We start from the raw sequence: 15,894 nt of genomic DNA, 5'->3' as shown, positions 1-15,894 counted from the left end.
CCGCAACGCGTCAGGTGTCATTCAAGTCGCGTTTACGAATCCCGATTCCCCAATTCCATCCGGTTTGCGAATCCCCTCGCGGATTCCCAACCCCGTCCGGCGCGCGCAGCGCGCCGGATAGCGGCCAAGCGGGCCTAATGCACCCTTACGGCGTCTCTGAGCAGCGCTTGAGCGCGTGCGTCTGCGCCGCGGCGATAGCACCATTCATCGCTGCGCGCGCTTGCGGGCTGTTGCGCCAGCAGGTAGCGCCGAGCAGCGCCGCAGCCTGTTTGGTGAGTTGCACCGCATTGCAGGCGGCTAGCGCCTGCAGCGTATGCACGCCCAATTGTTCCAGACGCGCAACGACGGTGGGACCGACGCCTTTCACCGCCAACAGCACGGCGCGGTCCTCGGCGTTAAAGACGGTCATGTCCGGGGCGGCTCTCAGTGCTTGCGCTCGACCGCGTAGCGCGCCAAGCCACGCAGCGCGGCCACCGCCTCGTTCTCCGGCAGGCCATCCAGGGCGCGCTCGGCGGCGGCGGCGTATTCGCCCGCGCGGCGGCGGCTGTAGTCGATGCCGCCACTGGCCTGGATCGCCGCCAGCACCTCCGGCATCGCGCTGGCGTCGCCCTGTTCGACGATCTGGCGCAGGCGCGCGCGGGTGGCCTCGTCGGCATGCGCCATCGCGTGGATCAGCGGCAGCGTGGCCTTGCCTTCGGCCAGGTCGTCGCCCAGGTTCTTGCCCAGGTCGGCGGCGTCGGCGGTGTAGTCGAGCACGTCGTCGGCGATCTGGAAGGCATAGCCCAACTGCATGCCGTAGTCGTACAGCCGCTCCTGCACCGCCTCGCTGGCGCCGGAGGCCAGCGCGCCCAGGCGGGTGCCGGCGGCGAACAGCACCGCGGTCTTGCGCTCGATCACGCGCAGGTAGGCGGCCTCGTCGGTGTCCGGGTTGTGCACGTGCAACAGCTGCAGTACCTCGCCCTCGGCGATGCGGTTGGTGGTGTCGGCGAGCAGGCGCATCACCGCCATGCTGTCCAGCTCCACCATCAACTGGAAACTGCGCGAGTACAGGAAGTCGCCGACCAGCACGCTGGGCGCGTTGCCCCACAGCGCATTGGCGGTGCTGCGGCCGCGGCGCAGGTCCGATTCGTCCACCACGTCGTCGTGCAGCAGGGTCGAGGTATGGATGAATTCGATGATCGCCGCCAACTGGTGCTGCATCGGCCCACCGGCGCCGCAGGCGCGGCCGGCCAGCACCACCAGCATCGGCCGCAGGCGCTTGCCGCCGGCGGAGACGATGTGGTCGGCGATCTGGTTGATCAGCACGACGTCCGACGCCAGGCGGCGGCGGATCAGGGCGTCCACCGCGGCCATGTCCGGCGCGGCGAGCATCTGGATCTGGGGCAGGCCCAGGGCGGGGCTGAGGGATTCGGCGATGCTCATGCGGACAGGACTGGAAACGTGCGCAAAGTATAGGCTGCGCGGCCACATCCGTCCCGCGGTGGGCGCGGGCCGGGGCCGGAGGGCTTGCCGCGCCTGGGTTAGCCGCGCCCGGCGGGCCATGTGCCGGCAGGATTCCGACAGGCCAATGCGGCGTTTTCCGGGGTGCCCGCGGGCGCCTGGCGCAGGCCGGTCCAGCCCGGCGATGTTAGGATTGCTCCCCGAAATCTTCTTTACCGCTCTGCGTGCCCCCCGGCCGCGGAGACCCCAGACGGAAGCAGCTCATGGCCCGCGGCATCAACAAAGTCATCCTCGTCGGCAACCTCGGCAACGATCCCGACACCAAGTACACCCAGGCCGGCATGGCCATCACCCGGATCAGCCTGGCCACCACCAGCGTGCGCAAGGACCGCGACGGCAACCAGCAGGAACGCACCGAATGGCATCGCGTGGTGTTCTTCGGAAAGCTGGGCGAAATCGCCGGCGAGTACCTGCGCAAGGGCAGCTCGGTCTACGTCGAAGGCTCGATCCGCTACGACAAGTACACCGGCCAGGACGGCGTGGAGAAGTACTCCACCGATATCGTCGCCGACGAGATGCAGATGCTCGGCGGCCGCGGTGAAGGCGGTGGCGGCGGCATGGGCGGTGGCGACCGTCCGCAGCGCTCGGCGCCGCCGCGCCAGGAGCGTTCCGGCATGGGCGGTGGCGGTGGTGGCGGGCAGGACTATGCCCCGCGCCGGCAGCAGCCGGCGCCGCAGCAGTCCGCGCCGATGGACGACTTCGCGGACGACGATATTCCGTTCTGAGTTTTCGCCGCCGACCCTGGCGAAATGGCGGGAACCGCAGGCCTGGCCGCGCTCCCGCCGGCATACCTTCATTGGTCTTGGATCCGGCCTGCACCGGGCGATGGTGAGCAGGGTGGAAGAGTTGAAATCGATCGAGAGGTTGGTCCAGTCGGGGGCAGGGCTGGAGCACGCCTTGGGGCGGACCTAACAGCGCGTGTGCGATGCATATGGCATGGGGTCGACGCTTGCCGGTATCTCGGCCAGGCAGTTCGGGGAGTAGGCGCGGGATCTGGCGGCAACGTGCGCCTGGCTCCAGTGTGGCTGAACCATTGCCGGGCCTGGTACCTGTCTGCAATCGTCCTCTGAGACTGCGTCCGCTTGGGCGCCTGATTGCCCTGGGCCTGACGCCACACCATGTCCGTTTCCCCTGCGGACATCGTTGGCTTCCAGTGTGCGCCGCCTCAACTGGCTGCCCGCAACGGGCGACAACGACAGTGCGTGCTGCAACCTGTGCGGCCATGGTACCGACCTGGCGCAAAGGCGGGGCGTCAACCATCCCGCACTGAATCAGACTTTCTCGCTATGGATCGGCCCGCAGCTTCTTCGCCTTGACCCTAGGCGAGCTGCGGAGATTGCCGTGCGTGCGAATACGTAGTTGCGATAGCGATGGAGACGGCGCCTTCTACCGTCGTCGGATCGCCTTTCCGTAGCGCGTGTCCCTGGGGGCGCAGGAGTGGCGTCGGGTCAGTGGTACCGCGCCAAGTTCAGTGGCGGATCAATGGAAGCGGCCACATTGATGCCTTCATCTCAATTGTGACTTTTATCACAATTTTTGTGATTGACTCTAAATTTGTGTCACACAATGTCGATACGTGATCGTTTTGTAGACAAATTCTTTGGTTTTTGTCACGAAATAGCGTTAAGCCAATGTCAATGTCGGATCGATGCGATTAGCAGGAGGTTGGCTTACGGCAAGCCCTCTGTTTTGCGTCAAGTCGCTTTCGCCCTCGGTGAGGAGGGCGAACTGCATATGAATCCAGGATCACAGGGGGCGTCATCAATGAACAAAATTTTCCGCATCGTCTGGAACCGCGCGCTCGGCCAGATGGTGGTCACATCCGAACATGCCAGATCCACCTCGCGTGGCGGCCGATCTGCTGTGCGCGGCCGGGACGGTACGCCATTTGTCCTGAATGGTATGAGCAGTCTGGCACTGGCACTGGTATTCACGTTGCCCGCGCACGCTGCCAATCTCGCCATGCCGACCGGTGCGCTCCTGGACATCAATAACGGCTCGGCGTCCAACAGCGCCAGCAATACGCCAAACCAGTTCCAGGTGTACTCCGTCAATTACACCGCAACCAGCAGCGGCAACAATTATGTGCTGTTCGCGTTTCGCCAGGATCCGTCCTACTGGACCTTCGGCAATGTCGGCCTCTACGAGATCAACAGTTCCACCAACCTCTTCGATAATCCGCTTTTCGTGCGCGGCGGCGCGGCGAATGCGCAAAGCGGACTGCAGGCGCCTGCCGGCTGGGGCATCGTCTATCAGACCGGTACGACGCCGGAAGCAGCGGGTGTCTGGCATGCTCCAGGCACGTCCGGTCCGTCGACCACGAACGTGAACCAAGCGGGCGTCGCGGGCTCCTGGTACGACGGCGCGGTCGGCAGCTTCGATGGCATCTACCAGGGCATCAGCCTTGCCGCCGGCACGACCTACACCATCAGGTTCACGGCTTCCACCACCGGATTTGCGAATACCGCGGGCGCTGGCAACAACGACATCGAGCTTGGCGTCTACGCCGGCCAATGCGTCAGCCTCACCGGTCCTGTGGCCGACTGTACTCCCAACAATCCTTATTTCACGTCCCTGGCTTCCCCGTCGCAGACGCAGAATGCGGGTGGTCCCGCCTTAACGGTCATCAATCAGCCGACCACCACGACCACGCTCGGCAGCAACAACGGCAAGTTCGACGGCGGTACGTTGTTGCCGACCCAGGACACTACCCTCAACCAGACCTTCACCATCACCGACCATGGCGGCACGATCGACCAGGCCGGCCACCAGACGACGCTGACCGGTGCCATTTCGGACGATAGCGCAGGTACCCCTGGTGCGCTCACCATCGCCAACAGCGGCCAGGGCGGTGCGGTAACACTGACCGGCCAAAACGCCTATACCGGCCAGACCACGGTCAACACTGGTGCGACCCTCGCCATCGGCGGCGCGGGCAGCATCGCCTCGTCCAGTGGCGTGACCAACAACGGCACGCTCGATCTTTCCGGCGCAGGCGGCAACGTGACGGTTCGCAATATCGGCGGTCTGGGCGATGTCGCGCTTGGCAGCCACGATCTGGTGGTGTCGCAGGCCAATGGCGGCAGCATCGCAGGTACGGTCTCCGGCAGCGGAGGCGTCGACGTCAATGGCGGCACCCAAGTGCTCGGCGGCAACAACACCTACACCGGCGGCACCCGCGTTACCAATGCGACGGTGCAGGTCTCCAGCGATCACAACCTCGGTGACGCGTCGGGCGGTCTGGCGCTGAACAACGGCACCCTGCACACCATGGGCAGCGTGGCTACCGCGCGCAATGTCGTGGTGACGGGCAACGGTACGTTCAATACCGATGCCGGCACCACCACCACCAGCACCGGTACGGTGTCCGGCAGCGGCGGCCTGGTGAAGAACGGCGCGGGCACGCTGGACATCGAAGGCGTGGCCGCGCACAGCGGCGGCACCACGGTCAACGGCGGCACGCTGGTGCTCGGCGGTGCCAACACCTACACCGGCGGCAACACGCTCAACGGCGGGATCCTGCAGATCTCCTCCGACGCCAATCTTGGCGATGCCTCCAATGGCATCGCCTTCAATGGCGGTGCGCTGCATACCACCGGCAACTTCGCCACCGGCCGCGCGCTGACGCTCAACGGCAATGGCGCGATCGCCACGGATGCGGGCACGACGCTGACCGCCAACGGTCCCGTGTCCGGCAGCGGCGGCCTGGTGAAGAACGGCGCGGGCACGCTGGACATCGAAGGCGTGGCCGCGCACAGCGGCGGCACCACGGTCAACGGCGGCACGCTGGTGCTCGGCGGTGCCAACACCTACACCGGCGGCAACACGCTCAACGGCGGGATCCTGCAGATCTCCTCCGACGCCAATCTTGGCGATGCCTCCAATGGCATCGCCTTCAATGGCGGTGCGCTGCATACCACCGGCAACTTCGCCACCGGCCGCGCGCTGACGCTCAACGGCAATGGCGCGATCGCCACGGATGCGGGCACGACGCTGACCGCCAACGGTCCCGTGTCCGGCAGCGGCGGCTTGGTGAAGAACGGCGCGGGCACGCTGGACATCGAAGGCGTGGCCGCGCACAGCGGCGGCACCACGGTCAACGGCGGCACGCTGGTGCTCGGCGGTGCCAACACCTACACCGGCGGCAATACGCTCAACGGCGGGATCCTGCAGATCTCCTCCGACGCCAATCTCGGCGATGCCTCCAATGGCATCGTCTTCAATGGCGGTGCGCTGCATACCACCGGCAACTTCGCCACCGGCCGCGCGCTGACGCTCAACGGCAATGGCGCGATCGCCACGGATGCGGGCACGACGCTGACCGCCAATGGCCCCTTGTCCGGCATCGGCGGTTTGGTGAAGAACGGCGCGGGCACGCTGGACATCGAAGGTGTGGCTGCGCACAGCGGTGGCACCACGGTCAACGGCGGCATGCTGGTGCTCGGCGGTGCCAATACCTACACCGGCGGCAACACGCTCAACGGCGGGACCCTGCAGATCTCCTCCGATGCCAATCTCGGCGATGCTTCCAATGGGGTGACCTTCAATGGCGGCAACCTCACCGTGACCAACACGATGAGCACGACGCGCGGTTTCAGCTTCGGTCCGCAGGGTGCGAGCATCACCACGCTCGACGGCGCCACGCTGTCCCAGCAGGGCGAGATGAGCGGCAGCGGCGGCCTGACCAAGCTTGGCGGCGGCACGCTGGTGGTGAGCGGCAAAAACACCTTCAGCGGCGGTACCCTCATCCAGGGCGGCGTGGTCCGTATCGACAGTGGCTCTTCGCTGGGCACGGGGCAGATCCTGCTGCAAGGCGGCATGTTGCAGACGGTGGCGACGCTGGGCACGAATCAGCAGGTTTTGCTCAGCGGCAACGCGGGCGTCGATGTGGCCACCGGCACTTCCACCGAACTGTCCGGCACCATCGCCGAGGCGTCCGGCAATGGCTGTTTCGTGAAATCCGGTGCCGGACGCCTGAACCTTTCGGGTAACGCGATCCTGGGCAGCGGAACCTGCGTGGCGGAGGGCATGCTCGCGGCGAACGGTGTGCTGGCGAGCAGCTTCGTGCAGGTCAACCAAGGCGCGACGCTGCGTGGCATTGGGGCGATCAGCGGCCCGGTGACCGTCGATGGCAAGCTGGCGCCGGGTGCCTCGCCCGGTACGCTCGTCGTCAGCGGCGATGTGAGGATGAGCGCCGCCAGTACCATGCAGATGGACATCGACGGTCTGGGAACCGCGCATGGTGTCGGCAACTATTCGCGTCTCCTGGTAGTCGGCGCCGGGCATCGCTTCTTCGCCAACGGCGTGTTGCAGCCCTTGTTGCGCGGCATGACCGGCAGCGCAAGCAATACCTATACGCCGGTTCTGGGCACGACCTTCCGCATCGTCACCGCCGATGGCGGCGTCGTCGGTCGCTTCAGCTCGATCGCTCCGTCCGATGGTCTGCCGACCAATGCGCGTTTCGTCGCCTTCTATGGTGTCAACAATGGCAATAGCATCGATCTGCGCGTCGCGCCGTTGTCCTATGCGCCCTTGCTGGGCGACGCCGCGAACCGCAACGCCCTCAACGTCGCCGGTGCGCTCGACAGCACCCTGAACGCGCAAGTGGCCGGATCGGCCACCGCTGCCCAGAGCGGACTGCTGTATGCGGTGTCGTCGTTGGGCGCGACGCAAGTCGCGCCGATGGTCGCCAGTCTCGGCGGCGAAGTGCATGCCGATCAGGCCGCTGCCGCGCGCGTGGCGGGCCTCGGCATCCAGCGCGACGTCGCCGATCATCTCGGCACCGATGCGCAGGCCGCGGCCGGGCACCAGGCCTGGGCCAATGTGACCCGCGACGGCAACCGCACCGTCGCCGACGGACAGGGCTCGGGCTTCGATACCGGAACCGACCGCACCAGCGCCGGCATCGATCTGTATGCGGATGGCGGGACTGTCGTCGGCGTGGGCGCCAGTCACCACGACACCAGCGTGATGTCGCACGGCGGCCGTGGCAATGTCCGCGGCAACGCGGGCATGCTCTACGCGCAGCAGCAGGCGGGTCGTGTCGTGCTGGATGGCATCGTCGCCTACGGCTCCACGGATTGGCTGACGCACCGTGCCGATCCGCTGGGCGGCGCATCGATCGAAAGCCGGACATCGGGCAAGGACCTGATGGCTTCGACCGGCATGCGTTTCCCGATCCAGACGGCGGCGGGTAACCGCGTGGAGCCCTATGCCAGCGTGATCTGGCAGAAGGTCGAGCGCGACGCGACCAGCGAGCGCGGCGGTTCGCTGGCGGCGCTTTCGCTCGACGCCCTGTCGCAGACCGGCACACGGATCCTCGCGGGCGTGGCGTTGGGTTCGAAGGATGCCGATCCGCTCGCCGCCGAGCAGACCTGGCGTGCTGGTGTCGCGGTGGGCGCCGACACCGGCGACCTGCTGGATCCGACGGTGCACAACACCCTGGCCGGCCAGCGCTTCGAGACGGCGGCGCCCGAGATCGGCCGCGGCTTCGTGCAGTTGAACGCCAATGGCACGGTAAGGCTGGCCCAGAGCACCTATGTCTACGTCGGCCTGAACGCGGAAGTCGGAAAGAACCGCTCGGCGTACGGCATCACTGGTGGCCTGCGCGTCGCGTTCTGATCCAACGCAGGCGGTGGCAAGGGGAGGGCGGCCGTAAGGTCGCCCTTTTCGTTTTCGGCAGGCAGCGGCGATCGTGGCCCGTTGTTGCGCGCAATGCCATCTGCGCGGCCCACGTGCGCGGTGCCGGAAGTCGCAGCGCCGCCGGCTGTGACGGATTACACTTCACGCGTACGTCACGCCACTAGGAAACAGGGGAGCAAGGAATGAAGAAGGGGCTGCGCGCAGTCGCATTGTTGTGTCTGCTGGGAGCGGGGAATGCATGGGCGCAGGTGGATCTGGCGCCTTATCTGGTCAAGGAGCAGGTCGAAACATTGAAGCTGTCGCCGACCGGCGAGTATTACGCGGCGACGGTGCCGCTGGAGGATCGGACCGCGCTGGCGATCATGCGCCGTTCCGACAACAAGATCGTCGGCAGCTTCTCGATGGAGAAGAACACGCACGTCTCCGATTTCGTGTGGGTCAACGACACGCGCGTGCTGTTCAACATGGTCCAGAAGATTGGGCAGCGGGATGAGCCGTGGGGGACCGGAGAACTGTTCGCGATCAACGCCGACGGCGGGGCGGCGGAGCTGTTGGTGGGCCAGCGCGTCACCGGCAACGGGCCGGGCACGCTGATCCAGACCAAGAAAGTGGAAAAAGTTGCCGCGTATTTCGTTGGCCTGCTGCCCGGCGACGACCGCAACGTCATCATCCAGGCGGAGCCGTTCAGCACCAGCCAGGACCCTTACAGCCGCACCGAGATCATGGACGTCTATAGCGGCCGCCGGCGGTTGCTGGCCGGTTCGCCCAAGGTGCGCGGTGCCCATTTCTACAGCGATGAGCAAGGCAAGGTGCGCTTCGCCTTGGGGGCGGATGCGGACAACGCCAAGAAGCTGTTCTATCGCGATACGCAGGGCAGCGACTGGAAGCTGGTCAACGACGAAAACGTCAGTCACCACGTGGAGGCGCCGATCGGGTTCTCCGAGGACGGGCATGTCGCTTACCTGCGGGTCCAGCAGGCCAAGGGCAGCGACGTGATCGAGTCCTGGAATGTGGACAACGGGGAACGCAAGGTGGTGGCGCGCGATGCCCTGGCCGATCCCTACGCGATCATCTATCGCCATGGCACCCGCGTCCCGGTGGGTGTCCAGGTGCTGGGCGACACGCCGCGCAGCCTGTTCTTCGATAGCGCCTCGCCCGAAGCCAAGACCCAGCGTTCGCTGGAAGCGGCATTCCCGGGACAGGCGGTCTACGTCACCTCCAGCACCCGCGACGGCCGGCTCAACTTGGTCAACGTGCAGTCCGGTCGTAACCCAGGCGAGTTCTACCTGTTCGACACCGTCGCCAAGAAGGCCGATTTCGTGTTCGCACGCCGTGCCGCGCTGCAGCCGCCGAAGCTGGCGGAAGTGCGGCCGATTGCGTTGCAGGCGCGTGATGGTCTTGCGCTGCACGGCTTCGTGACGCTGCCGGCGGCGGCCAAGTCCGGCAAGGTGCCGATGGTGGTGATGCCGCACGGCGGTCCGTTCGGCGAGTCCGACAAGGGCATGTTCGATGAGGATGCGCAGATCCTGGCCAGTGCCGGTTACGCGGTGCTGCAGGTCAATTATCGCGGCTCGGGCAATTACGGGCGTGCGTTCAAGCAGGCGGGCGCTGGCCAGTGGGGCGGCAAGATGCAGGACGACGTCACCGACGCCACGCGCTGGGCGATCGACCAGGGGATCGCCGACCCGCAGCGCATCTGCATGTACGGTGCCAGCTATGGCGCCTATGCATCGTTGATGGGCGTTGCCAAGGAACCGTCGCTGTATCGCTGCGCCGCTGGTTATGTGGGTGTTTACGATCTACCAATGCTGTACGTCAAAGGCGATACTCAGCAGCGCGATTCAGGCAAGACCTACCTGAGCGAATGGGTGGGCTCTCCCAGCGAGCTGGCCGTGGTGTCGCCGGTGAATCTCGCCGACAAGATCAAGGTGCCGGTGTTCCTGGCGGCTGGCGGCGAGGACGAGCGCGCGCCCATCCAGCACTCCAAGAAGATGGAAGCCGCACTGAAGAAGGCCGGTGTGCCGGTGGAAACACTGTATGTCCCGACCGAAGGCCACGGCTTCTACACCGAGGAGCATCGCCGCGAGTTCTACACCCGGCTGCTGGCGTTCCTGAGCAAGTCGTTGGGTGGTGCGCAGGCGGCGCCGGCGGCAGCGAAGCAGTAGGCGGCTGTCGCCTGAAGAGGGCGCCGAGGCGCCATGCGCTACAGCTCTGCAGCATCAGAGCGGCCCGGTGCTTTCCGGGCCGCACTGATGCCGGTTGGACTCAGTAGCTCAGCGTGACCAACTGGCATTTGGAGGTCTTGCCGCCATCGTAGTCGTAGATGACGCGCAGATTCGCGCCCTTCGAATTGACCAGCGGCAGCAGGATCTGCCAGCGATTGGGTGTGCCCTCGGGGCCTTCGCTGACTTTCTTTAGGATTTCCGACTCCAGATCCGACGGCGTGTTGATGCCATCGGCCGGACCGCGATCGCGGACCCGGCTGTAGAAATGGAAGCCGTTGTCGGTCCATTGCGGCGGCAACATCTTGTTCCACGCCGAATTGGTTACCTGTTTCCATGGCTGGTCGATCTTGCCGCTCAGCCGGAACGGGTAGGGGCATGCGGCCTGAACCGACGCGCAGGTGCAGCAGAGCAATACAAGTCCGGCCAGGCCGCGCGCCGCGACGCGTTTCCAGTGTGTTTTCATGCGATCTCCCTGAGTGAGCTTGTGTGTGATGGGCCTGGTCCTGATCGGACCGGGCGCCTGCAGGTTGCACCTGCCATTGCATGACGCGGAGAAGGCATCGGTTGTGAAGCCCTGGCGTTGCGGGGGCCAGGCCGCGATCCTCGCCGGCAACCCGCTAAGCGCGCCTCATGCATCATCCGCAGCAGTGGCGGCGCGGCAAGGAAGGCCAGGGGCGCGCGACCCGCGCCGGTCCAGGCAGCAGCCAGAACCGGTACACGGACCTGGCCGCCGCCTCGGCGAGGTCGAGGAACTGGCCGTAGCGCGCGCTTTCCCAAGGCGAATGCCGCCGGCTGCCTGGCAGGTAAAACTGGCGTTGCCTCACATGCCGCCGGCCGTTTCGGCGTCGTCGTGCAGCCAGAGCTGCGTACGCTGGGACAGCGGCCTCGGTGCCTGCTGACTGCGATTGTCAGGCAAACTGTCGAACGAAGCGCTCCAGCCAAAGGAACGAGATCAGCGGCGCCGTCAGCGGGCGTGCGCGCGTCGCCACCAACTCGTCCAGCAACTGAAGGGCAGCGTCTCGGTTGACCAGGCCCAAGTCGGCAAGGGCGCACTCGCTCAGTTGCAGGGTGATCGTCTTTGCCTGATGTGCGATCAGTCCAGGAAGCACATGGGCGAACGTTTCCTTGCAATAGTTTCGTGGAAATACGTCGCCTACGTTGGCGCGCAAGTACCGCCACATCGTTTCTCGATCTTTACGGCTCTGCAGAGGCAGGAGCCGACAAAAAGAAACCAAGTGTGGATCGCTCAACGGATTGACCGGCCAAAGGCCTCGCCGAAGCAGATGGGGAGCCTGGCACGCGTTCGACGCCAATACGGATGCAGACAACAGGCCGGCGGGAGCATCAAATCCGCTGATCGAACGTGATGCATTGAGCGCTCGGGGCGTCAACAACAGGTTCGCGCGACGCTTGGCTTCTGCGACCACCCTGTCGCCAGGACTGGCAGTGGGATGGTCCTCGTCACGGTATGTTGGGAACAGCTGGTCTCCGCCAATCCCGGTGAAAAGCCATTCGCTGCCCTGTGATTGAGCGCTGTCCCATAGATTTTCGAACGCTTCGAGATAGAACTCGGCAAGGGGATAGTTCGGTCGATCCGCACTGGGTTGCAGATCGAGCGTTGGCGGAAATGAATCGATAGGGATGCGCGTGTCGCGAAGGCCCAGCCTTTCAACAAGCATGCGGCGGCGTTCGGCCTGGGTTTGACTGTGTCCCTCGTCGAGCAAGATTCCCAAGCTCAGGAAGTTGTCATGCGATCGAGTCAGGGCGCAGGCAACGGTCGCCGAGTCCATGCCTCCACTCAACTCCGCGGCCACCTGCTTCGATGCGGGTCGAATCGAAATCGCACGATGCAACAGTTGCTCGAATCGCTCTACGCCGTAGTCGATCAGTGCTTCTTCGGAAGGCGATAGGGTTTCAGCAGGCGAAGGATAGACGTAACGCGTCTTGCCCGGCTCCGCGTAAAGCGCGGCGCGTTCTGTCAGCATCACAACGCCCGAGCACAATTGCCTGGCGGAGTAGTCTGCGCTGAGTGCGAGACGCCGGCTGGTCATCTCCAGGTCGATGGTGGTGGGCCGGGAAAAAAAGTCGGCCAGATCGTAGGAGATTTCCACTGCGTCATCGGTGACCCGGCAATAGACCGGCGCCGATCCGAGAAGGCCGGCGCGCAACTTCAGTCGGCATCCGGCCTGGGCCACTTCGATCATGAGATAATCAAGCGGCCATAGAAGGGCTTCTTTGTAAAGTTGATTGAATCGATCGGCGTCGACCAACGCGCCCGTCTCGGTGTTTTCCCATGCGACATCCCTGCAACGCTCGCGTACCGTCGCGAACCATTGTCCCTGCGTGCGAACCACGACGGTTTCCACAGCGGAGTGACGGTAGGGCGCGATCTGGCTTTTGCCGAGACACAGGGTATTGTCCTGCCACACCGGGGGATGCTCGAGGTCGGGAAAAGCGATATTGGCCTTGATCATGGCGACTCGGCTGCCTGCGATCGGCGTTGTGTGGTCATCGCGCTTTCGGACAGAAGAACGCCGCCTGATGGCGGCGTTCTTTATCGTGGCGTCTTGATGGAATCGCCGTCGTTTTAGCTACCGGGTTTCGTGGAGAACCCGCGAGAATCTTCACCAAGATAGGGCTTCATCTCGCAGACGCCCGGCGCCGCGATGTTTTGCATGGGCTCGTCGAGCTGGATGGCGAACGGGTTGGAGTGAGAATCCTGTTTTTCGAGTTTGGCATCTTGAATTTTCATCGCGAAGCTCCTTTTCCTAATCGCATCGTCTTGATGGAATCGCCGTCGTTTTAGCCGCCCGGTTTGGTGGAATACCAGCGAGAATCTTCACCGGGATAGGGCTTCATCTCGCAGACGCCCGGCGCCGCAATATTTTGCATGGGCTCGTCGAGCTGGATGGCGAACGGGTTGGGATGGGAATCCTGTTTCTCGAGTTTGGAATCTTGAATCTTCATCACGAAGCTCCTTTTCCTTATGTCGTCATGCGGCGACGGATGGAACCTAGCACTGTGCTCATGGCATGACAAGTTAAGATGGATTCATCATGGTTTCATTTGAAACTTTTGAAATCAAGCCTGTTGAGCGCTGCTCTGCATCCATCTTGTTAACTGTTGCGCCTATGCATCAGTTGATGGCTGTGGCCAAGGAGCCTTCGCTGTATCGCTGCGCGGCAGGCCATGTCGGTGTGGATGAACCGCCGCTGATGTGTGTGAAGGGCGACGTCCAGCAGCGCGCCCATCGGAGCGATCGCCGTGAATGGTTGGGGCAGAGCAGCGACCTGCTGGCGGTGTCGCCGCTCATTCTGGCCGACTTGTGTCCTGGCCGCGGGCGCTCCAGCGGTCGCTATCGCGACTGCACTTGCGCCGGTCGGGTTCGGTGGCTCAGTGTGGCTGGCAGCGGGGATCGCCGTCGTCGTCACCGGCCACGCAACATGCGTCCGCGTCGACATGTGAATCGGTTGCGCCGCCGCGCGGGCGACGCCGCCGCTCAGCGCACCCCGTGCATCATCCGCCGCAGCAATGGCGCGGCAAGGAAGGCAAGGACGCCGCACCCCACGCCGATCCACAGCAGCAGCCAGAACAGGTGCGCGTACTTGGCCGCGGCGTCGGCGATGTCGAGGGTCTGGCCGTCCGGCACCTCGATCGCGGCGAGCTTGCCGAACAGCGCCGCCAGCGCCTCGGAGAACGCGGTGGCCAGGAACCAAGTGCCCATCATCAGGCTGACCACGCGCGGCACCGCGAGCTGGGTCACCGCCGACAGGCCGACCGGCGACAGGCACATCTCGCCGGCCTCCAGCACGAAGTAGGCCAGCACCAGCCACCACACGCTGGCCATCTGTCCGGTGGCGCCGACCTGTTGCGCGGCCAGCGCCAGCGGCACGAAGGACAGCCCGGCCAGCAGCAGCCCCAGCGCCGACTTGGCGGGCTTGGACGGCTCGCGTCCGCGCCGCGCCAGCCACGCCCACAGCGCGGCGAACAACGGCGCCAGCAGGACCAGGAACAGCGCGCCCAGGTAGGTCAGCGAGCCGGCGGTCTGCGGCAGCACCAGGCAGTCGCGGACCAGGAACAGCAGCATCAGCGCGCTGACCGCGACGAACAGCCGCCGCGGTGCCGACGAGCCGGGGCGGCGGTCGGACAGCGAGGCCGCCAGCACGAAGCCCAGTGGTGCCAGCAGCAGCGAGGCGATCGACCAGGGCAGGGGCGTGCCGCCCCGGATCACCAGCGACGGCACGATGTCCTTGGTCATCAGCCGGTCGGTGAAGGTGACCCACGAGCCGTAGGTCTGCTCGTACAGGGTGAAGTACACCAGCGCCATCGCGATCAGCACCATCAGCGCGATCATCTGCTGGCGCTGCATCGGGGTGCACTGGGTGCCGGTGAACCAGGCGAACCACAGCAGCACCGCGCCCAGCACCAGCAGCATCAGCAGCAGGGCCAGGGAGATTTCCCCGCCCAGGCTGAAGGCGCCGTTGGCCGCAGCCCACATCAAGGCGGCCACCGGCAGCACGCCCAGCACCGCGCTCCCGTAGATCGCCCATTCGCGCGGTACGCCGAGCACGCGCTCGCGCAGCAGCGCGGGTTGCGCAGGCTCGGCGTGGCCGTGCAGGTATTTCTGGCCCCACAGGAACATGCCCAGGCCGAGCAGCATGCCGATGCCGGCGGCGCCGAAGCCGTAGCGCCAGCCGTAGGCTTCGCCGAGGAAGCCGCAGACCAGCGAGGCGAACAGCGCGCCGAGGTTGATGCCGGCGTAGAACAGCGAGAAGCCGGCGTCGCGGCGCGGGTCGTCGGCGGGGTACAGCTTGCCGACGATGGTGGAGATGTTGGGCTTGAGGAAGCCCACGCCCATGATGATCAGCGCCAGCGACAGGTAGGTCACGCCCAGGGACGCGGTGTCGCGGACCACCTCGCCGTTGATCCGGGTGGCGGCGTGGCCCTCGAAGGCCATGCCGATGTGGCCGAGCACCAGCAGCAGGCCGCCGAACACCACCGCCTTGCGCATGCCCAGCCAGCGGTCGGCGAGCAGCCCGCCGAGCACCGGCACGCAGTACACCAGGCCGCCGTAGGCGCCGAGCAGGTCGAGCCCGGCGTCGTCGCCGAACAGGTGGTACTTGGTCAGGTAGAGCAACAGCAGCGCCTTCATGCCGTAGAAGGAGAAGCGCTCCCACATCTCGGTGAAGAAGCAGACGTAGACGCCCTTGGGATGGCCGAGGAAATCGTCGCGCGCGTCGCGCAGCGGCAGGGAGGACACGGACACGGCGACTCTCGGCGCAGGAAGGCAGCGGCGGAGTATAGGGGCGCTGGCGCCGGCCCGAATGACGGTGCGCGGCATGGGCGGTGCGGCGGGAGGTCGGACCCTCATCCCAACCCCTCTCCCGGTGGGAGAGGGGCTAGCTGCTATTCCTTCTCCCACCGGGAGAAGGTGCCCCGCAGGGGCGGATGAGGGTCGGGCAGCGCCGGTAGCGGTTGGGTGCGCTGTGCGTGCCGGACCCTCACCCCAACCCCTCTCCCGGTGGGA

General features: G+C 65.4%; 10 protein-coding genes. 3 read left to right on the top strand and 7 right to left on the bottom strand.

The window, feature by feature from the left end; translation table 11 throughout:
* Positions 1-145 precede the first annotated feature (145 nt).
* Together NKJ47_RS13945 and NKJ47_RS13940 are read right to left on the bottom strand one after the other, a co-directional pair.
* The gene (locus tag NKJ47_RS13945; protein WP_254458455.1) at positions 146-409 is read right to left on the bottom strand and encodes a helix-hairpin-helix domain-containing protein; all 264 of its coding nucleotides are present in this window, start codon (positions 407-409) and stop codon (positions 146-148) included.
* 14 nt (positions 410-423) lie between these two features.
* Entirely contained in the window at positions 424-1,422 is a 999-nt protein-coding gene (locus NKJ47_RS13940; RefSeq protein WP_254458454.1) for a polyprenyl synthetase family protein, read from the bottom strand.
* Between the two features lie 281 nt (positions 1,423-1,703).
* Here NKJ47_RS13940 and NKJ47_RS13935 point away from each other — a divergent pair, with 281 nt between their 5' ends.
* The 3 genes from NKJ47_RS13935 to NKJ47_RS13925 all read left to right on the top strand — a co-directional run bounded on the left by NKJ47_RS13935 (position 1,704) and on the right by NKJ47_RS13925 (position 10,307).
* Positions 1,704-2,225: a single-stranded DNA-binding protein gene (locus NKJ47_RS13935; protein ID WP_209031722.1), complete on the top strand. Its 522-nt coding sequence runs from the start codon at positions 1,704-1,706 to the stop codon at positions 2,223-2,225.
* A gap of 1,039 nt (positions 2,226-3,264) precedes the next feature.
* Positions 3,265-8,121, top strand: a complete 4,857-nt coding sequence (locus NKJ47_RS13930) for an autotransporter-associated beta strand repeat-containing protein (RefSeq protein ID WP_254458453.1) — start codon at positions 3,265-3,267, stop codon at positions 8,119-8,121.
* Positions 8,122-8,543: 422 nt separating this feature from the next.
* Positions 8,544-10,307 carry an alpha/beta hydrolase family protein gene (locus NKJ47_RS13925; protein WP_429002428.1) on the top strand — a complete coding sequence of 588 codons (1,764 nt, stop codon included), beginning with the start codon at positions 8,544-8,546 and terminating at the stop codon, positions 10,305-10,307.
* Between the two features lie 100 nt (positions 10,308-10,407).
* Here the strand turns inward: NKJ47_RS13925 and NKJ47_RS13920 are convergent, their stop codons facing one another.
* The 5 genes from NKJ47_RS13920 to NKJ47_RS13900 form a co-directional block, all read right to left on the bottom strand.
* A complete protein-coding gene (locus NKJ47_RS13920) occupies positions 10,408-10,830 on the bottom strand; it encodes a hypothetical protein (protein ID WP_254458451.1) in 423 nt (140 codons plus the stop codon).
* A 445-nt stretch (positions 10,831-11,275) separates the two neighbouring features.
* On the bottom strand, positions 11,276-12,841 hold the full coding sequence (locus NKJ47_RS13915) for an asparagine synthase-related protein (protein ID WP_254458450.1): 1,566 nt from the start codon (positions 12,839-12,841) through the stop codon (positions 11,276-11,278).
* 113 nt (positions 12,842-12,954) lie between these two features.
* Positions 12,955-13,119: a hypothetical protein gene (locus NKJ47_RS13910; protein ID WP_254458449.1), complete on the bottom strand. Its 165-nt coding sequence runs from the start codon at positions 13,117-13,119 to the stop codon at positions 12,955-12,957.
* A 50-nt stretch (positions 13,120-13,169) separates the two neighbouring features.
* Positions 13,170-13,334: a hypothetical protein gene (locus NKJ47_RS13905; protein WP_254458448.1), complete on the bottom strand. Its 165-nt coding sequence runs from the start codon at positions 13,332-13,334 to the stop codon at positions 13,170-13,172.
* Positions 13,335-13,866: 532 nt separating this feature from the next.
* On the bottom strand, positions 13,867-15,633 hold the full coding sequence (locus NKJ47_RS13900) for a peptide MFS transporter (RefSeq protein ID WP_429002427.1): 1,767 nt from the start codon (positions 15,631-15,633) through the stop codon (positions 13,867-13,869).
* Positions 15,634-15,894 lie beyond the last annotated feature (261 nt).

The organism is Xanthomonas sacchari (genome assembly GCF_024266585.1).
Taxonomy (GTDB): Bacteria; Pseudomonadota; Gammaproteobacteria; order Xanthomonadales; family Xanthomonadaceae; genus Xanthomonas_A; species Xanthomonas_A sacchari_C.
The sequence above is the reverse complement of the archived record's forward strand: the minus strand, read 5'-3'. Positions and strand labels throughout refer to the sequence as shown.